The following is a 21735-nucleotide window of genomic DNA, read 5'->3' as shown; positions in this document are numbered from 1 at the left end:
GGTGCGGGTCAATTTCCCACGCTAGCACAGCGCGCCAAGGCGCTCCCCTGCCGAAGGTCAGGCCGCGCGCGGAAGTTGCCTGGTGGCGGGCATGGCCCGCCGCCGCGCCTGCGCACCGCTGCGACGGCGACGCGGCAAACCTCGCGCAGCGGCCCCTGCACGGGCCCTGGGCCATGGCAACCGGAAGCGGTGCAGCGACCACAACGCCACCGCCGGCATGCCGGCCAGCCACATCGGCATCCAGCCCAGCCAGGCGCTGGAGCCGCGCGCCATCGGCAGCAACACGATGAGCAGCAAGCCTGCCACCAGCGCGATCCGCAGCGCGCGTTCCAGTTGCGGGTCCGGCAGGCTGGCAGTGGAAGGGCGAGGGGCGAAGTTCGACATGGCGCAGGCTCCTGTGACTGGGAGGCCAGCGTGCGCAACGGCCATCTCACCGAATGCGACCGTGCTGACATCGCCTTAGCCGAACCGGGAGTAGCCTGCGAATTTCGTCCTCCAGGTACGTCCCATGCCCGTCTCCATCGCGCTGCGCCCTTTCCTGCTGGGCGCACTGCTCCTGTCTCCCCTCGCCTGCTCGAGTCCTTCCATGCCTGCATCCACGACCCGGGCCGCGTCGCCGGCCATCGATCTCAGCCGTTTCATGGGTCCCTGGCACGTGATCGCGCACGTACCGTATTTCGGCGAACGCGGGCACGTGGCCAGCCGTGACGAATACACGCTGAGGCCCGACGGCAGGATCGCCGTGCATTACGTCTACCAGGAAGGCTTCACTGAACCGGTCAGGACCCTGGATTCGAAAGCCACGGTGAAGGCCGACTCCGGCAACCGGCGCTGGACCACCTGGTTCTTCGGGGTGATCCCGACCAAATTCAACATCCTGGAAGTCGCGCCGGATTACTCGTGGGCACTGATCAACTACCCGGGCCGCGACCTGGCCTGGGTGTTCGCGCGCTCGGCGGAAGTCAGCGACGCGCAATATTCCCAGCTGTTGCAGAAGATGCGCGGGCACGGCGTGGACACCAGCAAACTGGTGCGCGTGCCCCAGCTCAAGGAACAGGTGGGGCAACCGGGATTCGCAGCACCCAAGCAGCCCTGAGCCGAACGCGGAATCAGCTGTCAAGCAACCTGCAGGACCCACAGCGGCCCGGTGACCGCGTGCTGCCTGGGGTTGTCTTGCCGCCAGCGCGGGCTCAATACCCCGCGGCGTCGAGCGCCTTGTCCGCCTCGACGCGTCCAATCTCGACAAGTTCCTTTGCGCGCCAGAACTCGTAGAACAGACAGGCATCGCGGGGAATGCGGATCACCAGTTCGGGCGGATCCAGGGCCAGGTGCATGCGCGATATCTGCGCCTGCATGGTGTCCAGCGACAAGGCCATGATCTCGCTGATGCCGAGGTCCTCGTCCGGCTGCTCACCGATACGGCGCTCGAACCAGTCGCCGACGCGCGCGGCCAAGGAGCGGCCGGCGACATTTTCCTCTTCCTCCGGTTCGGCCGGCCGCCCGGGCGGCTGCTTGGGCCAGTCGTGCATGTCGACCGCGATCAGCCGGTGCGCATCGGACAGCCGGGTCGCGGCAATCGGCAACGGGGCCAGCAAGCCGCCATCGACCAGTGACCGCCCGTGCAGCATGGCCGGCGTGAACAGGCCGGGGATGGCGAACGAGGCGCGTAGCGCGTCCCACAGCGGCCCCGTCCGCAGCCAGACTTCGCGCTGGCGCTCCAGGTCCACCGCCACGGCGGTGAAATCGATGGCGAAATCCTCGATCAGCGGGTTGCCGACCACATCGCGCATTGCACCTACCAGCGCATCGCCGCGCATCAGGCCGCCCTCACCCACCACCGGATCGAGCAGGCGCAGGAAATCGCCGCGGCCCAGGCGCTCGATGTGTTCGCGGAACGCGCCGAGCTTGCCGGCCGCATGGATGCCGCCGACCAGCGCGCCGCTGGAAGAACCGGAAATGGCCACGATATTGAGGCCGCGCGCGCACAACGCCTCGATCACACCGACCTGCGCAAGCCCGCGCGCACCGCCGGCGCCAAGCGCAAGCGCTACTTTTTCACCCTTGCGGATGCTGGGAGCGGCCGCTGCCATCAGCGCCCGTAGTTGCTCAGGGCCAGCTCCAGCAGGGACTTGGCCTGCTCGCGCAGTACCGCCGGGGCGGTGATCTCCGCGTCGGCGCCGTAGTGCAGGATGTCCATCAGCAATTCGCGCGACGCGCTGTAGGGCACTTTCAGCTCATAACGGCCGTCGGGGAGGAAACGCCCTTCCTGGCGCGAATGCCACTGCTCGTCGGCCACCCAGCGCGCGGTCTTGGCGCTGAACACGATCGTGGCCCAGCCCTTGGGCTCGCCCGAGAAGATCCCGTAACTGGACGCCAGGTGCTGGTTGAGCTCGCTATCGGGCAGGTCACGTGCGGGTTCCTCGATCACCCTGGCGTTGCTGATGCGGTCCACCGCGAAGCTGCGCAGGCCGTCGCGCTCGTGGTCCCAGGCGTCCAGGTACCAGTTGTCGCGGTAGTGGGTGATGCGTTGCGGGGAAACCGTGCGCCGGGTGCGCTCGTCGGTGGAGCGCGCGCGGTATTCGAAATTGATCTGCCTGCGCTCCAGCACGGCCGAGGCGACCGAACGGAAACTGGCCTCGTCCAGGCGACGGCCGCGATGCGGAATGACCCGCACGCGTTCCACCGGCCAGTGATCGACGCCGGCATGGGCGGTCAGCAGCGACTCGATGCGATTCTGCAATGGCGCCAGCGCCCCGGCCAGCACGCCGCCGCCGGTACGCATCAGCAGCTGCTGGGCGGCGAGCAGTGAGTAGAGCTCTTCGGAACTCAGCCACAGACCGGGCAGTTCGAAGCGGTCGGTTTCATCAGCGGCGTAGCGGAAGCCGGCTTCGCCGTCGCCCTCGATCGGCGCCATCAGCGCATCGCGCAGGTAGGCCAGGTCGCGGTAGGCGGTGGCCCGAGAGCAGCCCAGTTCCTCCTGCAGGCGCTTGACCGTGACCGGGTAGCGGGCAGCCTTGAGGATGCGGTGCAGGGCAGTGATGCGTTCGATCTTGTCCATGCACCGATTATGGCCGAGCCGTGGCCGCTTTCGCGGTGAAGCCTGCGTTGAAGCCCATATGGACCCGTTGCCCAGGCAGCCCGGGCCCGTGCGGTGCCGGACACCGCCGCGCCCCTATCCTGCGCGGCGACCCCTCAACGCGCGGACCCGGGCTGCCTTTCTACAGACCCGGCCTTCCGGCCTGTTTGCATTCGTCACACGGAGTTGCCATGCCTGTTCGTCCGCTGGTGTTCGCCTGCCTTTTCCTCGCCCTATGCGCCTGCAAGCCCCAGGCGCAGGCGCCAGCCGGGGACGCGTCGCCGCAGCCCGACGCAGCCGCTCCCGCCAGCACCCTGGAAAAGGCAGCGGCGGCGATCAATCCGCTGTCCAGTCCGATGGAGGAAATGGAAGCCTCCACCGCGCTGTTCCGCAACGCCCGGAGCTATCACGCGGTGATGTCGGCCGAAGGCGCCCAGGCCATGGACAACGAGATCGATTTCGTCGCCCCAGACCGTTACCGCATGCAGATGCCGATGGGCACCCAGGTGATCATCGGCGACACCATGTACATGCAGGTGGAGGGGCGTTCGGTCAAGGTGCCGATGCCAAAGGGCACGCTGACCAGCATGCGCGACCCGATGCGCATGCAGGAGGCCCGTGAGGGCATGAGCGTCGAAGCACTGGGCAGCGACCGCGTGGACGGACAGGTCGCGAAGAAGTACCTGGTCCGCTACACCAGGCCGCAGGCCGGCGAATTCACCCTGTGGATCGGCAGCGACGGCCTGCCCCTGCAGTTCATCCAGCAGGGCCAGGCACAGGGCAAGCCCTACACCATGACCACGCGCTATTCGCGCTTCAATGATCCGTCGATAAGCATCGAAGCGCCGCAATGAATTCCTGACAGCGGTTTAACCCGCTGCGACAGCACGCCGGCAGACTCCGCGCCAAATCCGCGGGGTGAAGATGCGATCCAGGGACAGGAATGAGCAGGCCACGCAAGTCGCGGCCTGGGTTTTGGTCATGTTGGTACACGCGGGGATTTTCTGGTTGCTCGCGCAGCAGCAGCAGCGCAGAAGCGAAAGGGAAACAGGCCAAAGCCTGCGCCTGGCATTCATTGCCTTGCCGCCGACGTCCGCGCCTGAGCAACCGGTCCGCCCGGTCGCCGCACCGCGGCTAAGACGCGCTTCGCCGCGTGCGCAGCTGCCGGCCATGGTGCCGGACGTGCCCCCTGTGGAGCCCGCGGGAGCAAGTTCCGATCCACTACCAGGGCCGGAGCAACTGCAGCAGCAGGTTAGCCAGTGGGCGCGCGAGCAGGCCGGGCCCGCTTTCCCGGCCACCCCTTTTCGCAGCAGGTGCGCCCAGCTGCCCGGTGGCGAGCGTCCCGGCGCCTTCCGGATGAAGGAGCCCTGGAGTCCTTCGCGGGTGGTTGCCATCGTCGGCCGCGCGTTCGGCGACAGGGATCCCTGCCCCAGCATCAGGTCACGCCTTTCGGGCCTGCTCGCCTCGACTTCAGACCATGACAGGGAGCTGCTGCACGAAGAACTGCGGCGTGACCGGGAATATTGCCAACCCTGAACCGCTCCGGGTCCACTACAACAAAAATATCTTCATTAACAAGCACTTGGGTTCAAATTTAAACGCATAGGCTCTATACTGAAAACGTTTCCATATCTTTCCTCCGATCCAGAGCCTGCCATGTCCCGCCATCTGCTCAGCCTTCCTTTCCTGCTGTCGTCCTGGGTTTTCGCTCCCGCTGCATGGGCCGCCACCAACGCGGACTGCAATTGCGGGGACGCGGCAAGCGCCGAAGCGGTCTCCCCATGGAGCGGCGGTGGCGAGCTGGGCTTTGCCGCCACGCGCGGCAACAGCATCAGCGAAAGCCTCAACGGACGCCTGCAATTGCAATACACCGAAGGGGGCTGGATCCACACCATGGACCTGTTCGGGCTGCGTTCCAGCGCCGAATACCGGGTATACGCCGAGGACGGCACCATGACCCGTGACCGCAAGACCACGGCCAACCGCTACACCGCCGGCGCCGGCAGCGCGCTCAAGCTCGGTGACCACCGCCAGTTCACCACCGCGCTGCGTTACGAAAGCGACGATTTCGCCAGTTACAGTTCGCAGGCCACGGCCAGCGTGGGCTACGGAACCCGCGTGATGGATGGGGAACGCACCCGCCTGGACGTGCAGCTGGGACCCGGCGTGCGGCGTGCCCACAACGTGCAGGAAGGACGCACCGAGTCGGGGCTCATCGGCCGCGGTTTCGTGGGCCTGAAATTCGGCCTGACCGAGAACACCGAACTCGAGAACACGCTGCTGGTGGAATCGGGCACGTCCAATACGTTCGCCCAGAACGACCTTGGCCTGTCGGTCGCCATGAACCAGAACCTGGCCCTGAAGGCCGGGCTGCAGGCGCGCCGCAACAGCGAAGTGAACAGCCAGCAGAAGAAGACCGACACCCTGACCACCATGAACGTGGTGTACCGCTTCAAATAAGCGGTCTTGAGCCGTTGCCTGCGGTGGCATCGGCTTTGCGCTGGAGCTAGGTAAGCCGCGACCGGATGCCAATCAATCCTGGTTTGAAGAATTCATGCTCGTTGTGGATGGCGACGTTGGTGGTGACGGGCCACAGCTGACGCAGCTGCCAGATCGGTTTCCCGGCTACGGGATGCCTACAGGAATTCGCCGGCGCCCAGCGCCAGCAGGTCTTCGGCAACGGCTTGGCCGAGCGCTTCCGGCAGGGCGGCCGGACCTTCGCGATCAGCGCGCAGCATGCGCCCGTCGGTGGCCGATCCCACCAGCCCGGCAAGCTGCAGGCGATCACCCTGCAGCCGCGCATGCGCCGCCACCGGCACGTGGCAGCTGCCGTGCAAGGCCCGGTTCATGGCGCGCTCGGCTTCCACGCAGTTCCGCGTGGACGCGTGGTCCAGCGCCGCGAACAGTTCGTGCAGGGCCGCGTCACCCTGGCGGCATTCAATGGCGATGGCTCCCTGCGCCGGCGCCGGCAACCACCCGGGGGCATCCAGGCGCACGCGGATGCGTTGTTCGAAGCCCAACCGCTGCAGGCCCGCGCATGCCAGCACGATGGCGTCGTAGTCACCGGCATCCAGCTTGGCCAGCCGCGTATTGACGTTGCCGCGCAGGTCCAGCAATTGCAGGTCGGGCCGGCGTGCGCGCAACTGCGCCTGCCGGCGCAGCGAAGAAGTACCCACCCTGGCGCCGTGCGGCAGTGCATCCAGCGACGCATGCTGGTTGGAGATGAACGCATCGGCGTGGTCGGCGCGCTCCAGGATCGTGGACAGCACGAACGGCTCGTCCAGTTCCATGGGCACGTCCTTGAGCGAATGCACCGCGCAGTCGGCCTCGCCGCGCAGCATGGCCAACTCGAGTTCCTTCAGGAACAGGCCCTTGCCGCCGATTGCCGCCAGCGAGCGATCCAGCACGTCGTCGCCGCGGGTGCTCATTGGCACCAGGCTCACCTCGATGCCGGGGTGCGCCTGCTGCAGGCGCGCGGCCACGTGTTCGGTCTGCCAGAGGGCGAGCGGGCTCTTGCGGGTGGCGATGCGGATTCGTTCCATGTCCGCATTATGGATGCCGGCGCCCGGGACCGGCTAGGCGAAACGCAGCGGGCTACAGGCTCTTGACTGTGTCGCGCAGTCCTGCCACGCAGCGGCGGCTCACTTCCAGCGGCTCCTTGCCGTGGCGCAGCACCGCCTGCACGCGACCGTCGTTGATGCGCTTGAGTTCCACGATCTCGTGGCGGGCCACCAGGCAGTTGCGGTGGATGCGCACGAAGCGCCCGTTGAATTCGTCCTCCAGCGACTTCAGCGATTCCTCGATCAGGTCCTCGCCGCGCGCGTGGTGCACGACCACGTACTTTTCCTCGGCCTGCAGGTAGTGCACGTCCTCCAGCGGGATCAGGCGCAGGCTGCCGCGCAGGCGCGCGCAAAGATGGCTGCGCGGCTGCCGGTGTGGCGCGGCGGGGGCCTGGGTTTCGCGCCCGGCGACAAAGTTGCGCGCGCGTTCCAGCGCCACGGCCAGGCGTTCGGCACGCACCGGTTTCATCAGGTAGTCGATCGCGGCCGCTTCGAATGCCGATAGGGCGTGCTCGTCGTAGGCCGTGCAGAACACCACCGCCGGGCGCGGTTCGAAGGCGGTGAGGTGGCGCGCCGCTTCCAGTCCGTCGACGCCGGGCATGGCGATATCCAGGAGCACCAGGTCAGGCTTGAATTCCGCGCATGCCTGCAATGCGCTCAGGCCGTTGTCGGCCTCGGCGACTATTTCCACGCCGCCGTGTTCGCCCAGCAGCATGCGCAAGCGGTCGCGGGCCAGCGGCTCATCGTCGGCAATGACCACCTTCACGGCGCGTGCGTCCTCGGTTGGCGAATGGAAGTGCCAAGCCCATGGTAGCGGCGGCATCGGCCAGCGTCATCCTGCGACGCGGCGCACATCACGCCTGCTCGAAACGCCGGGACATCCAATCGCCCAGATCGCTGATTTCCTCGGCGCACAAATGATGCGCCATGGGATAGCGATGCCACTCCACGTCCACGCCAAGACTGCCCAGCAGCTGCGCGCTGCGTTCGGCATGGATCAACGGAATAACCGGGTCGGCGGTGCCATGGGCCATGAACACAGGCTGCCGTGTCGCGGCCTCGGTCTTCGTCGTCGCCGCGGTCTCCGCACCGGGCAGGTAGGTGGACAAGGCGATCACCCCTGCCAGCGGTGTCTTGCGGCGCAGGCCCGCGGCCAGGGCGATTGCCCCGCCCTGCGAGAATCCGGCCAGCAGCACGCGCTCGGCCGGAATGCCACGTGCGTGTTCGCGATCAATCAGGGCCCCGGCCTGCACGATGGACTGGTCGACGCCTTCGCTGTCGGCGCGGGTCGGGAAATCCGTGCCGACGATGTCGTACCAGGCGCGCATCCGCGCGCCGTTGTTGATGGTGACCGCGCGCACCGGCGCATGCGGGAACACGAATCGCAGCGCCGGCCATCCCGGGCGCACCAGCTCGGGCACCAGCGGCACGAAGTCATGCCCGTCCGCGCCCAGCCCGTGCAGCCAGACAATCGCCCATTGTGGCGAAGGTCCGGTTTCCTGTTCGATGGTTTCCAGCAGATCGGTGGCGTTGTCCATGGCTACATTGTGGCCGACAACGCCGCTGCCGGCCAAATGCGTGGCCCTTGGCTCAAGCGGCCGGGATCGCGCCCGGCGTGCCCACCTTGTGCAGACGCCGCAGCCGCATCACCTGGGCGAACGCGCCAACCAGGAAAAGCAGGAACACCCCGCCGATCACCTTCTGCAGGGTGGGATCATCGGGGCCTGAAAACACCGGCCCGCTTGCAGGCAGGCGTGTCAGGGTTTCGGTGAATCCCGGAATCATGTGGAAGAAGAAGGTCAGCGAATACGACACCGTTTCGATATATCGCCCCGCGCGACCGAACACTCCCGTCGAGCCTGCCACCCAGGCCACGGTCAGCACGATCAGGGTCACGATGCCGAGCACGTGCGGCTTGCCGAAGCCGCCGTGCTGGAAGATGAAGAAGCCGGTGAGGCAGGTCAGCACCGTGGTCCAGACGTAGGTCCTGCCCAGGCCAGTGCGCGGATTGATCTCCTTGTCGCGGAAAAACCCGATGATGCCGGCCGCAACGGCGACCAGGCTGATGGCGGTGTGGATGATTCCGATCGTGGTCAAACCCAGCATGGTGTTTTCCCCGGGAGCAGTTGCGAGATCCGCACTCAGGCGGTGCGGGCAGCGCCCCCCGCGCGGCCATCCTGGAAGTGAATATGACACGCCTCAATGGCGCATTCAAAAAAAACCCCGGCTGGCCGGGGCTTTTTTTCCATGCCTGGCAGGCAGGTCAGAACTTCTGCGAGAAGCGAAGGCCGATGGTCCGGGGCGGGCTGGTAACCGTGTAGATCTGCCCATTGGGATATTCCGGCACCACGCCTGGCGCTCCGCAGACCGATTCGGCGCACTGCGCGAACCGCGAGATCACCGGTCGCTCGTCGAAGGCATTGCTGACGAACAGATCCAGCGACCAGTTGTCCTTGGCGATGCCGGCGGAGAAATCGGCCGTGGTGTAGGACGGCATGTCACCCAGGATCTCGCGCTCGGCAATGCGCAGGTCGGATGTGCGTTGTCCGACATGTACCGCCGCACCCTGCACATAGGCCTCGAAGCCGCCAAGATTGAAGGTGTAGCGCGCGGTCAGATTGCCCTTGAACTTCGGCGTGACGGGCAGTCGTGTGCCATCCGGTGCTTCGGGGTCGGGGCAATCGGTGACCGGGTTGCCTGCGTCATCGGTGAAACCGCAGAAGTTCTCGGTCAGCTTGGCGTCGTAGAACGCCGCGCCCCCGGAGATGTTGAGGTTGTAGGTGGCCGCCCAGTTCAACTCCATCTCCAGGCCGTCGATCTGGGCCTGGTTGGCGTTCTTGATTTCGGTCAGGCCATTGGCGCCGAGGATCGCGAACTGGAAATCCTCCCAGTTCTGGCGGAACAACGAACCGTTGAAGGACAGGCTGTTATCCAGCCATGTCGTCTTCCAGCCCAGCTCGTAGTTGGTCAGGTAGTCGGACACATACGGGGGCAGGCTGCCACGGCGGTTGTTGCCGCCCGGACGGTAGCCCTCGGACCAGGTGGCGTAGAGCAGCTTGGTGTCACTGAGCTTGTAGGTGACGTTGAATTTGCCGATGGTGTCGTGCTCCTTCACGCTTTTGTCGATGTTGACGCACGGCGCGTTCATGAAGGGCGTGGACGGGTCGGCGCAGAAGGCATCGGTCGGATTGTCCGGGTCGTCGACGATGTAGCTGGCGAAACCGTGGAAACCCTTCAGCGTGTTGTCGACCCGGAACGAGCGGAAACCGGCGGTGGCGATCAGCTGGTCGGTGAAGTCGAAGGAGAATTCGCCGAACACCGCCTCGTCGTGGTCCTCCCGGATCTGCTTGGTCAACCACAACGTCCCCGGCCAGCCAGGCACCGAAGAATCCGTGGCCAGGCCGTCGATGATGTAATCCTGCTGGATGTCGTGGCGCTGGGTTTGCCAGAACAGTCCGCCGATGAAGCGGAAACGGTTGTCCTGGGGAGAGGAAATGCGCAATTCGTGGCTGGTCTTCTTGTAGCCATCCTTGCCCTGGATGTATTGCGACGGATTGATCAGGTCGCCGTTGTCGTTGTAGATGGAGCCGCCGTAGGCGTACAGCGTGTCGTACCAGAACGAATAATCGCTGTAATCGGAATCGACCTCGTCGTCGCGCTTGAGGTGGGCAAAGGCATAAGTGACGTCGAAGTTGCCGATCTTGCCCTCCACGGTCAGCGCGGCCTGCACCCACTTGTCTTCGCTGCGCTCGCGATAGGCATGGGACAACGCCAGATCGCCGATGTTTTCGTCGAAGGCGAAGGTGCCGTTGGCGGTCGCGGTCTGCCCCATCACGGTCGGGCTGATGGTCCAGTTGTCATTGAGGTTGACCTTCAGCGCCAGGCGCGCGCCGGTGGTGTCCACGTCGTTGTAATTGTCTTCCGCGCGCCCCGTGCAGAGCAGCAGGGCGGTCGAAGTGCAGTTCCTGTTGCTGACTACCCCGCCCCAGCTGGGCGGGACCGCGGGAATCGGCGGGACTGCATCCGGGTCGCCGGGGTCTTCCACCCGAATCGGAAACTGGCGGTCCCCGGGCCGGTTGTCGATGTAGCCGGCGTCATGCTGGTTCCAGCCGACCAGGCGGATAGCGGCTTTTTCGCCAAGCGGAATGTTGACGAAACCCTCGGCTACATGGCCGAGGCCGCCATGGCTGACGCTGTTCGCTTCCAGGCTGTAGCCAGCCTCGAATCCGCTGGGATCGGGCTTGTTGGTGATGACGCGGATCGTGCCAGCCTGCGAGCTGGCGCCGTACAGCGTGCCTTGCGGTCCGGCCAGCACCTCCACGCGCGCGACATCGTAGACGTGGATGTCCAATGGGCCCTGGATGGTGGTGACAGGCTGCTCGTCCAGGTACATGCCGACACTGGGCAACGGGCCGGAGTGGTTGCCGTCGCCGCCGCTGGATACGCCGCGCATGTAGATCTGGGAGAAGCCGGGGCCGAAGGTCTGGTAGGAGACGCTCGGCAGGAACTTCACGTAATCCTCGAAATCGCTGACATTGAGCTGCTCCAGCTTCTCGGTGCCAAGCACCTGGATGCTGATCGGCACCTGCTGGAGGTTCTCGCTGCGCTTCTGCGCGGTAACGGTGATGGTGTCCAGGGTGGCGGCGCGGTTTGCCGGCGGTACCGGCTCCGCCGCCGGCACGGCGTCCTGCGCGAACGCGGTGGAAGCAACCGCCAGGTAGATGGCGGCAGTCAGGGGCAGCCGCTTGAACGTCGATGCATCGTGTCGGCCGCTTCGTTTCTTGTATTGCATGTTCATCAGCGCCATCTCTACTCTCCAGTGATGAGTGTTGCCTGTCAGGAAGCTGCCTTTGCCAACGGAAACTCCGGCACCGCCGGATAGGTGTCCAGAACCGGTCCCAGCGCTTCTTTCAGCGGGTCCAGCCACGGATCGAAATTGCGCCAGTGGTCCACGCCCTCGCGGTAGATGGGCCTGCGCACCTGCTCGGAGCTGGCGGTGCGCACGGCGCGCGTGTTCTCGAAGAAGCGCAGGCAGCTTTCCTCGAACGGCAGCCCGCAGTGGTCCAGCAGCAGCCGGACCTGGGTTTCGGTGTCGTCGACCATCTGCTCGTAGATAACCCGGTGGACGCGGCCCGGCAGCACCTCGTCGAAGTGCGCCATCAATTCCACGTAGTCGGCGTAGTAGCGTCCGATGTCGTCCAGTCCGTAAGTGAAGCTCTGGCCGCGCGCGAAGTGCTGTTTGTAGCCGGAGAAACAGCAGGCCAGCGGGTGCCGGCGTGCATCGATGATCCTGGCGTTGGGCAGCATCAGCTGGATCAGCCCGATATGCAGGAAGTTGTTCGGCATCTTGTCGATGAAGAACGGCGCATCGGTCTTGCGCTGGATGCGGGTGTGCTGGAGATAGCGTTCGCCGAGTGCGCGCAGTGCATCGGCGCCCATGGACTCCAGCACGTCGTGGTACGGCATGGCATTGCCTGCCTCGCCGCGCCCGCGCAGCTCGCGGGTGATGGAAGTGATTTCCGGCAGCTCCATCGTGCCTTCGACGGCGGAGTGGCTGGACAGGATCTGTTCCAGCAGGGTCGAGCCGGCGCGCGGCAGGCCGACGATGAAAACGGGGTCGCCCGCCTGGGCGCCGGAACCGCTGCGACTTGCGAAGAATTCACGCGTGTAGCTGCGCTTGATGCGGGCCACCCGTGCGGAGGTGTCATTGGCGCTGTAGGACAGCGTCGCGCGCCGCAGGTCGTTGCCGCTCCGGTAATGGCGAAACGAGTCCTCGTAGCGACCCTCGTCTTCCAGCGCCTTGCCGATGGCGAACTCCAGGTGCTGGCGGTTCTCCGAGGCGATGCCCGGCCGCTCCAGTTCGCGTTGCATGACCGCCAGGTCGGCGGCGGAAAAACGGAAGGTCTTGAGGTTGGCCAGGCTCCACCACACTTCACCCGCGCCCGGTTCGAGTTGCAGGCTGCGACGGTAGGCGGCGATCGCGCGGTCCTGGTGGCCGGCCGTCTTCAGGGCATGGCCGTAACTCATCCAGATGCGCGGGTGCTGCGGATAGACCTGCAGGATTCGCGAATACAGCGCGATGGCCGGCTCGTAGTCACCGACCCGGCACAGCACCACGGCCTTGAGGTTGAGGTAGCCCGGATTGTCCGCCTCGTGCAGCAGCAGCTGGTCGATCTGCTGCAGCGCCTCGGCGGGCTTGTTCGACCGGTGCAACACCAGCGCGTAGTTCTGGCGTGCCGCATGGAAACCGGGCGCCAGTTGCAGGCTGCGGGCCAGCAGGTTCTCGGCGTCCTCGTTGCGACCCAGGCGCATCGCCACCTCGGCCAGCATGCGGATCGCCGCGACGTCGGTGGGTGCACGCGTCAGGTGTTCGCGCAGCAAGGCCTCGGCTTCGGCAATGCGTTGTTCGTGCAGGGCGTTCGCCGCCGCCAGCAGGTTGGGGTCGCGGGTGGAGTAACGCAGGTGGTTGGCGTAGGCCGCATCGGCGCCCTCGGGATCGTCCAGCGCCATCAGGTGGTCGCCCAGGGACCGCCAGGCCTGGGGCAGGTCCGGCTTCAGCGCCACCGCGCGCCGCAGCGCCGCCAGGGCACGGTCGCCCTGCCCCGCCTTGCCCAGGGCGATGCCAAGTTCGAGATGGGTCAGCGCGGAGTTCGTCTGGGCGTCAGCCAGCGGCTGCAGGATCGCCAGTGCACCTTCCAGGTCGCCGCGCGCACGATGCGAAGCGCCCAGGATCAGCAGCGCCATCGGATGCGGGCCGACCGCCTTGATGATTTCCGCAGCCTGTTCGCCTGCCAGTGCCGGATCCGTCGCCAGCAACCGGCTGGCATGGGCGAGCGCGGTGTCGAGGCTGGCAGTGGGCACCGTGGCAGCGTTCACCGGAGACATTGCTCCGGACAATCCTGCGAATGCCCCAGCCACGACCAGTCCGCCCGGAAAGCCGTCTGGACGATCGCAACCGCGGACTCGCGCTTCATTCGAAACCCCCCGTACACGGCAGCCACCCCGTCATAGCGCTTTCAGCAATCTATAGTTGAATTGAAGCGATTGGTAGTAGGAGGCCACGCCGATGCGTTCGTCCTGGCCATGGGCGCGGTCGTCGTCGACGTCGTAGGGCATGCCGTTGAACACATAGACCGGCAGGCCCGCCGCGCGCAGGAATACGCTGTCGGTGGCGCCAGCGGACATGTAGGGGGAAACCGGGATCCGGCCCCACAGCGCGGCAGCTGAATCGCCAATCCTGGCAAACAGTTCGGCATTGACTGGCGAAGGGGGACCGGAGAATGGCTCATTGACGCGGGCCAGTTCGATCTGCGGATCGGCCAGCGCCTGCCTGAGTGCGGCTTCCACGCTTGCCATGCTCTCTTCCGGCAGCACCCGGCAGTTCACCGTGGCCTGGGCCATCTGCGGCAGTGCATTCTCCGCCTGTCCGCCCTGCAGCAACGTGGGCACGCAGGTGGTGCGAAGTTGCGCATTGTTGTAAGTGGAAGTCGCCGCCAGGCGTCCGAGGGCGGCCGGGTCCGGTGCCTCGCCCGCGGCAGCGCGCATGTCATCGGCGAGCGCGCCCGAATACAGCTTCGCCAGTCCGTCGTAGTAGCCACGGGTGGCCGAATTGGTCCGCAGGGGAAACGAATGCGCAGACAGCCTCGCCAGGCCGTGGGCGAGCCGGTAGATCGCGTTGTCCGGCGTGGGCAGGGAGCTGTGCCCCCCCGGGTTGCGGACGGTCAGGGTGAAACTGATGAAGGTCTTCTCGGCGGTCTCGACCGACAGCACCGCCGGCCTGCCATTGCGGATTTCCGGGCCGCCGCCATCGACGTTCAGCGCGTACTGCGCCTTGAGCAGTTCAGGCCAATGGGCCAGCAGCCACTGCACGCCATTGTCGGCGCCGTCTTCCTCGCCTGCGGTCAGGGCCAGCACGTAGTCGCCGTCCGGCACGAATTTCTCGGCACGCAATCGCAGCAGCGTGGCGACCAGCCCGGCCGCACCGCCCTTGATGTCCGAAGTGCCGCGGCCGTAGAAGTAGCCGTCTTTCTCGGTCAGCCGGTAAGGGTCGACAGTCCAGTCCTCGCGCCGGGCTTCCACCACGTCCAGATGCGCGAGCAACAGGATGGGCTGGCGCCGGCCCTTGCCGCGCAGCCGCACAACCAGGTTGCGCTTGAGCGGGTGGTCGCCCAGCACCTGCACGTCGGCCGGGTCGAAGCCTGCATCGAGGAACCGCCTGGACAGCAGCTCTGCCGCGGCAGTGGTGCTGCCGTGCCCGGGCGTGGTGTCGGTTTCGATCAGCTGCTGCAGCAGTTCACGGCCCAGTGCCTGCTGCGCGGCCGGCGCCTGTTCGGCGGCCATCGCAGCCAGCGGCGCCGTCAGCAGCGACACCACCAACACCGTCCTGGTCCATTTCAACCCACCATTTCTGACTTTCATTCGTACTCCGGAAGTCGGATTCATGCTGCTTCCAGTGCGAGCGCCAGGCCTTGCCCCACGCCTACGCACAGGCTGACCAGCGCCTTTTTCTGCCGCTCCCGCTGCATCGCGTAGGCCGCGGTCATGACCAGCCGCGCGCCACTGGCGCCCAGCGGATGACCCAGCGCGATGGCGCCGCCATTGGCATTGACGTGATCGGCATCGTCGGCCAGGCCCAGCGCCCGCGTGCAGGCCAGCACCTGCGCGGCGAATGCCTCGTTGATTTCGATGCGGTCGAAGTCGGACAAGGACAGCCTGGTGCGCGCAAGCAGCTTGTGGATGGCCGGCACCGGGCCCAGGCCCATCACCCGCGGCGCAATGCCGGCCGAGGCCATGCCGACGATCCGCGCAAGCGGCTGCAGCCCATGGCGTTCCAGCGCGGATTCAGAGGCCAGCAGCACCGCGCCCGCACCATCGTTGAGGCTGGAGGCATTGCCGGCGGTAATGCTGCCTTGCGGTCCCAGCAGCGGGTCGAGCCCGGCCAGCTTGTCCAGGCAGGTGTCGGGGCGCAGTTGTTCGTCGTCGTTGAAGGCGGCCGCGCCCTGGCTGGTTTCGACCGGCGTTATCTCCTCGTCGAACCAGCCCTGCTGCTGCGCATGCTTCGCACGCTGCTGGCTGCGGAGCGCGTAGGCGTCCTGGTCGACTCGGCTTATGTGATGTTCCCGGGCAAGATGCTCGGCGGTCTGGGCCATCGAATCGACGCCGTAGCGGTCGCGCATGCGTGGATTGATGAAGCGCCAGCCCAGCGTGGTGTCCGCCAGTTGCTGGTCGCGCGCCAATGCGCCGGCGGCCTTGGCCATGACGTAAGGCGCGCGGCTCATGCTTTCCACGCCGCCAGCGATGACCAGGTCGGCTTCGCCGCAGGCGATTGCGCGCGCGCCTTGCCCGATCCCTTCCAGTCCAGAGCCACACAGGCGGTTGACCGTCACCGCAGGCACGCCCTCCGGCAAGCCAGACAACAACACCGCCATGCGCGCGACGTTGCGGTTGTCTTCGCCCGCCTGGTTGGCGCAACCCAGCACCACTTCATCCAGCGCCGCCCAGTCCAGCAGCGGGTGGCGCGCCTGCAATGCGATCAGCGGCAGGGCGGCGAGGTCATCGCAGCGCAGCCCCGCCAGCGCGCCGCCGTAGCGCCCGAAGGGCGTACGCGTCGCGTCGACGAGGTAAGCGCGGTTCACAGGCCCTGCCTCCTGTAAACATGCGGTGCCCAACCGCCCTGCCGGATCGCTTGCTCGATGTCCGGTTGCGCGGCGCGCAACGCGGGCAGTATTTCCTTCAGCGCCCGTGCGGCCGCCTTGTCGCTGTATTGCATGCTCACATTGAGGCCGGCAACCACGCAGCCATTGGCGGCGCGGATCGGCACCGCGATGGAACACAGGCCCAGCTCCAGCTCCTGCGAGACCATCGCGTAGCCCTGCTTGCGCACCGCCTGAAGCTCTGCCTTGAGCGCACGCGGGGTGCGCAGGGTCCTGGGCGTGTAGGCGTGGAACTTGCCGGCCTGCAGCGGATTGGCATGTATCCAGGCGTCGAGTTCCGGCTCGGCCAGGTCGGCCAGCATCACCCGTCCCATCGAGGCGGCGAACGCGGGCAGCCGCGCGCCCACGCCCAGGGCGATGCTCATTACCCGGCGCACCGGCACGCGCAGCACGTAGACGATGTCGCTGCCGTCCAGTACGGCCATCGAACACGATTCGCCGACCTGCTGGGCCAGCTTTTCCATGGTCTGCTGCGCCAGCTCGCTGACGTCCAGCGAAGACAGGTAGCTGTAGCCGAGTTCAAGCACGCGCGGGGTAAGGTGGAAGCTGCGTCCGCGCACATCCACGTAGCCAAGGTGCTGCAGGGTCAGCAGGATGCGGCGTACCACCGCACGTGACAGATTGGTGCGCGTGGCCAGGTCCGAAAGGCTGGGCGTGGGCAGCTCGTGCCCGAACGCGCGCAACACCTGCAGGCTGCGCGCCAGCGACTGCACGTAGTCGGGACTCTTCTCGAACGGTTCTGCTGCCATGCGCCATTCATTCGAATTGACAGCCCGAGCGTAGAAGGTTTCCAATGGGTTCGCAATACGAATTACCGTTCGATTACCGCACAAATTCTGGCAGGAATCGCTTGTGACCAGTGAGCGCGACAGCGTGCTGCACAGTTGGTGCGTGCAGTCGGAATGGCAGGCGCCGACCATCGTCGGCGGCCAGGGCGCACGCCTGCGCGACGACGCCGGCAACGAATACCTGGACATGAGCAGCCTGGCCGAATGCAGCAACCTCGGCCACCAGCACCCGCTGGTGGTGGCGGCAATCCGGGCCCAGGCCGACAAGCTCTGTTTCGTCACCTCGGCCTGGGGTGCGCAGCCGCGTGCCGAACTGGCGCGGATGCTGCTGGAGAAATCCGGCTTCGCCGGCGGCCGCGTGTTCTTCACCCTGGGTGGCGCCGATGCCAACGAGCATGCGGTCAAGTTCGCGCGCCAGGCGCGTGGCTTGCCACACGGCAAGGTGATCGCCCGCGAGCGCTCCTATCACGGGGCCAGCTATGCGGCCATGGCGCTCTCAGGCGACGCACGCACACAGACGCAGGTCGATTCGCGGGCTTTCGATGTGCTGCACGTGCCGCCGCCCTACGCCTACCGCTGCCCGTTCGGCAGCGCCAGCGACACCCAATGCGGCGAACGCGCCGCTGCCGCCGTCGAGGCGGCGATCCTGGAACAGGGCGCATCGACGGTGGCCGCCGTGTTGATGGAACCCAACGCCGGCAGCAACGGCATCGTCGCCCCGGACAACTACTGGCCGCGCCTGCGCGCGATCACCCGCGACCACGGCATTCCGCTGATTGCCGATGAAGTGATGAGTGGCTTCGGCCGCTGCGGCGAATGGTTTGCCTGGCAACGCCACGGCAGCAGCGCGCGTCCCGACCTGATGACCCTGGCCAAGGGCCTGACCGGCGCGCACCTGCCGCTGGGCGCGGTGGTGATGAGCGCGGCGATCGCCGAACGCCTGCAGCAGCAGATGCTCAACACCGGCCTGACCTATTGCGGCCATCCGCTGTCATGCGCGGCCGGCATCGCGGCCATGCAGGCCTATGAAGGCGAGCACCTGATCGAACGCTCGCGGCTGCTGGGCGAGCAGATGTTCTCGGTGCTCAAGCGCATGCAGGAACGCCATGCGGTGATCGGCGACGTGCGCGGCGGCCACGGCCTGTTTGCCGTGGTCGAACTGGTGTCCGACCGCGAGGCTCGCACGCCACTGGCGCCGTGGCCGCAACTGCCCGGCGAGCTGGGGGAATTGCTGCGCAAGGCGATGGCCGAGGGGGTTTCCTTCGCCGCACGCGGCAACCTGATTCTGCTGGCGCCGCCACTGGTGATAGATGCCGGGGAACTGGCCGCCGCGCTCAACCTGCTCGACCGCCTGATCGGTGAGCTGGCCCTGCCCCAGGCCGCAGCCGCATGAGCTACAAGCTGACCTATGCGACGATGTTCGACCCACCCGCCGAAGTACACGCGCGGTTCGACACGGCGCTGGCCGAGGTCATGGGACAGCTGGGCGCCGACCATTTGCTGCACGTGGCCGGCAGCGACTGCAGCGGCGAGGGCTGGGACGAACGTCGCAGCCCCATCGACCTGCGCAGGGTGCTGGGTCGTTTCGCGGTCGCCGATGCGGCACTGGCTGAACGTGCGATGGAAGCGGCCCATGCGGCGTTCCCGGCATGGCGGTCCACCCCCATGCCGCGCCGGCTGGAACTGCTGAGGCGGGTCGCCGCGCTGATCGAGGAGCGTGTGTACCTGATCGCCGCCGCGCTGACCCTGGAAGTCGGCAAGAACCGCATGGAAGCACTGGGCGAAGTGCAGGAGACGGCCGACTTCTTCCGCCACTACGCCGATGACTTCGAACGCCAGCACGGATTCGAGCACGCCCTTCCCGACGACCCGCTGCCCGACTTCCGCTCGCACAACCGCAGCGTCATGCGGCCGTATGGCGCCTGGGTGGTGATCGCGCCGTTCAACTTCCCCTTCGCGCTGGCCGGCGGACCGGTCGCCGCGGCGCTGGTCACGGGAAACACGGTGGTGTTCAAGAGCGCCACCGACACCCCGTGGTCGGGCCGACTGCTGGCTGACTGCCTGCGCGAAGCCGGTTTTCCACCGGGCGTGTTCAATTACCTCAATGGCAGCGGTGATGTGATCGGCCAGGCACTGGCCGACCACCCGCGCACCGCAGGCATCACCTTCACCGGTTCGTTCAAGGTGGGCATGCATCTGTACCGGGCCATGGCCACCGGTCCCTACCCGCGGCCCTGCATCGCTGAAATGGGCGGCAAGAACGCCTGCATCGTCACCACCAATGCCGACCTGGAGCGTGCCGTCACTGGCATCGTGCGCTCGGCCTTCGGCATGGGCGGCCAGAAGTGCTCGGCGCTTTCCCGCGTATATGTGGAGGACGCGGTCGCGGACGCGCTGATCGAGAAGCTGTTGCCCAAGGTCCGGGCACTGCGGGTCGGCGATCCGTGCCTGCGCGACAACTGGCTGGGACCGGTGTCCACCTCCAATGCGGTGCGCAACTACGAGCGCTATTGCGACATGCTGGCCGCCGATGGCGGACACGTGCTCTGCGGTGCGCAGCGACTGCAGCACGATGGGCTGGAACATGGCTATTTCGTCGCCCCGACCGTGGCCGAGGCACCGGCGCAGCATCCGCTGTTCGCTGAGGAAATGTTCCTGCCCATCGTCATGCTGTGCCGGGTCGGGGATCGCACCGAAGCCCTGCGTCGGGCCAATGATTCGCCGCTGGGCCTGACCGCCGGCTGCTATGGCAACGACGACGACCTGGCTTATTTCTTCGAGCACATCGAGGCCGGCGTCACCTACGGCAACCGCCCGCAAGGCGCAACCACCGGTGCCTGGCCCGGCTATCAGCCGTTCGGTGGCTGGAAGGGATCGGGCTCGACCGGCAAGGCCATCGCCTCGTTCTATTACCTGGCCCAGTACCAGCGCGAACAGTCGCGCACGGTGGTGGAGTGAGCACGCGTTTCCTGTCGCTGGCCGATGCCGTGGGTGAACACGTGCACGACGGTGCCTGCGTCGCGCTGGAAGGCTTCACCCACCTGATTCCCTTCGCCGCCGGCCACGAAATCATCCGCCAGCGTCGCCGCGACCTGCATCTGGTGCGGATGACGCCCGACCTGGTGTACGACCAGATGATCGGCATGGGCTGCGCGCGCAGGCTGACGTTCTCATGGGGCGGCAATCCGGGGGTCGGCTCGCTGCACCGCCTGCGCGATGCGGTGGAGCACGGCTGGCCGCAGCCGTTGCAGCTCGACGAACACAGCCACGCCGGCATGGCCGCGGCCTATTGCGCCGGCGCGGCGCGCCTGCCCTTCGGCATGCTGCGCGGCTATCAGGACACCGACCTGCCGGCGCACAACCCGCGCATCCGCACCGTCGCCTGCCCCTTCACCGGCCAGTCGCTGGCAGCGGTGCCTGCGATCAATCCCGATGTCACCTTCCTGCACGCCCAGGTGGCCGACCGCCAGGGCAACGTGGCAGTGGCCGGCATCATCGGTGCCGCGCGCGAAGCCGCACTGGCAGCCAAATTGCTGGTGGTGACGGTGGAAGAGATCGTCGACTGCCTGCCCCCGGCCATGAACGGCCTGCTGTTGCCGCACTGGATCATCAGCGCCGTGGTCCATTGCCCCGGCGGCGCCTACCCGTCGTATGCGCAAGGACACTACGAGCGGGACAACGCCTTCTACCAGCACTGGGATGCGATCGCGCGCGACCGCGAAGGCTTCCTGGCCTGGATGGGCGAACACGTGCTGGGCCAGCGCGACAATCGCGCCTTCCTGTCCAGCCTGCTGGTGGAAGCGGCATGAGCGCATGCACGCGCGAGGAGTGGATGACCATAGCGGCGGCCCGCTTGCTGTGGGATGGCTGCGTCTGCTTCGTCGGCATCGGCCTGCCCAGCGCGGCCTGCAACCTGGCGCGGCTGACCCACGCTCCGGAGATCGTGCTGATCTACGAATCGGGCACCATCGGGGCGCGCCCGGACGTGCTGCCGCTGTCGATCGGCGATGGCGAACTCGCCGCCACCGCGGCCTGCGTGGTCTCGCTGCCGGAGATCTTCAGCCACTACCTGCAGGCCGGCCGCGTCGATGTCGGGTTACTGGGCGCTGCCCAGGTCGATCGCTTCGGCAATCTCAACAGCACGGTGATCGGCCCATACGACAGCCCGCATACGCGCCTGCCCGGGGCCGGAGGGGCGCCGGAAATCGCACTGCATGCGCGCCAGACCTTCGTGATGCTGAAGGCAACGCCGCGCAGTTTCGTTCCCACCCTTGATTTCCGCACCAGCGCCGGTTTCCTGGAAGGATCGGGGGCGCGTGCGCGCAGCGGGGCCCCGGGTGGCGGGCCGAAATGCGTCATCACCGATTTCGGGATGCTGGCCCCGCACCCCCATACCCAGGAACTGCAACTGGCTGCGCTGTTCTCGGGCGTGGGCGTGGACGAAGCGCGCGCGGCGGTGGGCTGGCCGCTGTCGCCGGGCGCGCATGTGGGCATCATCGACCCGCCCGAAGCGCGCGAGCTGGAGATCCTGCGCGACCTGCAGGCGCGCACCCGCGCGGCCCATGCGCGGCCAATGACGCTGCCCCTTTGACAACAGA

20 protein-coding genes are annotated in these 21735 nt (G+C 66.7%); 8 read left to right on the top strand and 12 right to left on the bottom strand.

Annotated elements, in window-relative coordinates; all coding sequences use genetic code 11:
* Positions 1–57: 57 nt before the first annotated feature.
* Positions 58–384, bottom strand: a complete 327-nt coding sequence (locus DT603_RS13600) for a hypothetical protein (RefSeq protein WP_162350516.1) — start codon at positions 382–384, stop codon at positions 58–60.
* Between the two features lie 124 nt (positions 385–508).
* Between DT603_RS13600 and DT603_RS13595 the strand changes: the two genes are divergently transcribed.
* The gene (locus tag DT603_RS13595; protein ID WP_425500980.1) at positions 509–1096 is read left to right on the top strand and encodes a lipocalin family protein; all 588 of its coding nucleotides are present in this window, start codon (positions 509–511) and stop codon (positions 1094–1096) included.
* Positions 1097–1190: 94 nt separating this feature from the next.
* On the opposite strand, the gene DT603_RS13590 is transcribed toward DT603_RS13595, so the two are convergent.
* Both DT603_RS13590 and DT603_RS13585 read right to left on the bottom strand, forming a co-directional pair.
* Positions 1191–2090, bottom strand: a complete 900-nt coding sequence (locus DT603_RS13590; RefSeq protein WP_162350515.1) for a patatin-like phospholipase family protein — start codon at positions 2088–2090, stop codon at positions 1191–1193.
* Entirely contained in the window at positions 2090–3058 is a 969-nt protein-coding gene (locus DT603_RS13585; protein ID WP_162350514.1) for a helix-turn-helix transcriptional regulator, read from the bottom strand. The genes DT603_RS13590 and DT603_RS13585 overlap by 1 nt, the downstream gene beginning before the upstream one ends.
* 209 nt (positions 3059–3267) lie before the next feature.
* Here DT603_RS13585 and DT603_RS13580 point away from each other — a divergent pair, with 209 nt between their 5' ends.
* The 3 genes from DT603_RS13580 to DT603_RS13570 all read left to right on the top strand — a co-directional run bounded on the left by DT603_RS13580 (position 3268) and on the right by DT603_RS13570 (position 5536).
* Complete coding sequence (locus DT603_RS13580) at positions 3268–3930, top strand: hypothetical protein (protein ID WP_162350513.1); 663 nt, start codon at positions 3268–3270, stop codon at positions 3928–3930.
* 64 nt (positions 3931–3994) lie between these two features.
* Positions 3995–4612 (top strand): hypothetical protein, encoded by a 618-nt coding sequence (locus tag DT603_RS13575; RefSeq protein ID WP_162350512.1) that lies wholly within the window; start codon positions 3995–3997, stop codon positions 4610–4612.
* A gap of 120 nt (positions 4613–4732) precedes the next feature.
* Positions 4733–5536, top strand: coding sequence for a DUF481 domain-containing protein (locus DT603_RS13570; RefSeq protein WP_162350511.1), 804 nt, complete (start codon positions 4733–4735; stop codon positions 5534–5536).
* Between the two features lie 176 nt (positions 5537–5712).
* Here the strand turns inward: DT603_RS13570 and hemC are convergent, their stop codons facing one another.
* From hemC to DT603_RS13525, 9 genes are all read right to left on the bottom strand, one after another.
* Positions 5713–6618 (bottom strand): hydroxymethylbilane synthase, encoded by a 906-nt coding sequence (hemC, locus tag DT603_RS13565; RefSeq protein ID WP_162350510.1) that lies wholly within the window; start codon positions 6616–6618, stop codon positions 5713–5715.
* A gap of 52 nt (positions 6619–6670) precedes the next feature.
* Entirely contained in the window at positions 6671–7459 is a 789-nt protein-coding gene (locus tag DT603_RS13560; RefSeq protein WP_211368439.1) for a LytR/AlgR family response regulator transcription factor, read from the bottom strand.
* Between the two features lie 31 nt (positions 7460–7490).
* Positions 7491–8174 carry an alpha/beta hydrolase gene (locus DT603_RS13555; protein ID WP_162350508.1) on the bottom strand — a complete coding sequence of 228 codons (684 nt, stop codon included), beginning with the start codon at positions 8172–8174 and terminating at the stop codon, positions 7491–7493.
* A gap of 52 nt (positions 8175–8226) precedes the next feature.
* Positions 8227–8742, bottom strand: a complete 516-nt coding sequence (locus DT603_RS13550; RefSeq protein WP_162350507.1) for a DUF2306 domain-containing protein — start codon at positions 8740–8742, stop codon at positions 8227–8229.
* Positions 8743–8899: 157 nt separating this feature from the next.
* The gene (locus tag DT603_RS13545) at positions 8900–11434 is read right to left on the bottom strand and encodes a TonB-dependent receptor (protein WP_246191845.1); all 2535 of its coding nucleotides are present in this window, start codon (positions 11432–11434) and stop codon (positions 8900–8902) included.
* Positions 11435–11472: 38 nt separating this feature from the next.
* Entirely contained in the window at positions 11473–13521 is a 2049-nt protein-coding gene (locus DT603_RS13540) for a tetratricopeptide repeat-containing sulfotransferase family protein (protein ID WP_162350505.1), read from the bottom strand.
* A gap of 120 nt (positions 13522–13641) precedes the next feature.
* Positions 13642–15054, bottom strand: coding sequence for a M20/M25/M40 family metallo-hydrolase (locus DT603_RS13535; protein ID WP_162350504.1), 1413 nt, complete (start codon positions 15052–15054; stop codon positions 13642–13644).
* Positions 15055–15074: 20 nt separating this feature from the next.
* Positions 15075–16271: a 3-oxoadipyl-CoA thiolase gene (gene pcaF / locus DT603_RS13530; RefSeq protein ID WP_162350503.1), complete on the bottom strand. Its 1197-nt coding sequence runs from the start codon at positions 16269–16271 to the stop codon at positions 15075–15077.
* Entirely contained in the window at positions 16268–17098 is an 831-nt protein-coding gene (locus DT603_RS13525; RefSeq protein ID WP_162350502.1) for an IclR family transcriptional regulator domain-containing protein, read from the bottom strand. The genes pcaF and DT603_RS13525 overlap by 4 nt, the downstream gene beginning before the upstream one ends.
* Positions 17099–17201: 103 nt before the next feature.
* On the opposite strand from DT603_RS13525, the gene DT603_RS13520 reads away from it, so the two are divergent.
* From DT603_RS13520 to DT603_RS13505, 4 genes are read left to right on the top strand one after another with little or no spacing between them, the layout of a single operon-like run.
* The gene (locus DT603_RS13520; protein WP_162350501.1) at positions 17202–18530 is read left to right on the top strand and encodes an aminotransferase class III-fold pyridoxal phosphate-dependent enzyme; all 1329 of its coding nucleotides are present in this window, start codon (positions 17202–17204) and stop codon (positions 18528–18530) included.
* Positions 18527–20095, top strand: a complete 1569-nt coding sequence (locus DT603_RS13515) for an aldehyde dehydrogenase family protein (protein WP_162350500.1) — start codon at positions 18527–18529, stop codon at positions 20093–20095. Before DT603_RS13520 ends, DT603_RS13515 begins: the two co-directional genes overlap by 4 nt.
* The gene (locus tag DT603_RS13510; RefSeq protein ID WP_343037762.1) at positions 20092–20946 is read left to right on the top strand and encodes a CoA transferase subunit A; all 855 of its coding nucleotides are present in this window, start codon (positions 20092–20094) and stop codon (positions 20944–20946) included. The genes DT603_RS13515 and DT603_RS13510 overlap by 4 nt, the downstream gene beginning before the upstream one ends.
* A complete protein-coding gene (locus DT603_RS13505) occupies positions 20943–21728 on the top strand; it encodes a CoA-transferase subunit beta (protein ID WP_162350499.1) in 786 nt (261 codons plus the stop codon). Before DT603_RS13510 ends, DT603_RS13505 begins: the two co-directional genes overlap by 4 nt.
* The last annotated feature ends 7 nt before the right edge of the window (positions 21729–21735 follow it).

Origin of the sequence: Pseudoxanthomonas gei (genome assembly GCF_010119615.1) — a bacterium.
Taxonomy (GTDB): domain Bacteria; phylum Pseudomonadota; class Gammaproteobacteria; order Xanthomonadales; family Xanthomonadaceae; genus Pseudoxanthomonas_A; species Pseudoxanthomonas_A gei.
This window is presented reverse-complemented; position numbering and strand designations above follow the sequence as displayed.

Bases quoted from the DNA above. Each gene is read 5' to 3' on its own strand.
- DT603_RS13600 (WP_162350516.1), bottom strand. From the start codon at position 384: ATGTCGAACTTCGCCCCTCGCCCTTCCACTGCCAGCCTGCCGGACCCG.
- DT603_RS13595 (WP_425500980.1), top strand. From the start codon at position 509: ATGCCCGTCTCCATCGCGCTGCGCCCTTTCCTGCTGGGCGCACTGCTC.
- DT603_RS13590 (WP_162350515.1), bottom strand. From the start codon at position 2,090: ATGGCAGCGGCCGCTCCCAGCATCCGCAAGGGTGAAAAAGTAGCGCTT.
- DT603_RS13585 (WP_162350514.1), bottom strand. From the start codon at position 3,058: ATGGACAAGATCGAACGCATCACTGCCCTGCACCGCATCCTCAAGGCT.
- DT603_RS13580 (WP_162350513.1), top strand. From the start codon at position 3,268: ATGCCTGTTCGTCCGCTGGTGTTCGCCTGCCTTTTCCTCGCCCTATGC.
- DT603_RS13570 (WP_162350511.1), top strand. From the start codon at position 4,733: ATGTCCCGCCATCTGCTCAGCCTTCCTTTCCTGCTGTCGTCCTGGGTT.
- hemC (WP_162350510.1), bottom strand. From the start codon at position 6,618: ATGGAACGAATCCGCATCGCCACCCGCAAGAGCCCGCTCGCCCTCTGG.
- DT603_RS13560 (WP_211368439.1), bottom strand. From the start codon at position 7,459: ATGCCGCCGCTACCATGGGCTTGGCACTTCCATTCGCCAACCGAGGAC.
- DT603_RS13555 (WP_162350508.1), bottom strand. From the start codon at position 8,174: ATGGACAACGCCACCGATCTGCTGGAAACCATCGAACAGGAAACCGGA.
- DT603_RS13550 (WP_162350507.1), bottom strand. From the start codon at position 8,742: ATGCTGGGTTTGACCACGATCGGAATCATCCACACCGCCATCAGCCTG.
- DT603_RS13545 (WP_246191845.1), bottom strand. From the start codon at position 11,434: ATGAACATGCAATACAAGAAACGAAGCGGCCGACACGATGCATCGACG.
- DT603_RS13540 (WP_162350505.1), bottom strand. From the start codon at position 13,521: ATGTCTCCGGTGAACGCTGCCACGGTGCCCACTGCCAGCCTCGACACC.
- DT603_RS13535 (WP_162350504.1), bottom strand. From the start codon at position 15,054: ATGAAAGTCAGAAATGGTGGGTTGAAATGGACCAGGACGGTGTTGGTG.
- DT603_RS13525 (WP_162350502.1), bottom strand. From the start codon at position 17,098: ATGGCAGCAGAACCGTTCGAGAAGAGTCCCGACTACGTGCAGTCGCTG.
- DT603_RS13515 (WP_162350500.1), top strand. From the start codon at position 18,527: ATGAGCTACAAGCTGACCTATGCGACGATGTTCGACCCACCCGCCGAA.
- DT603_RS13505 (WP_162350499.1), top strand. From the start codon at position 20,943: ATGAGCGCATGCACGCGCGAGGAGTGGATGACCATAGCGGCGGCCCGC.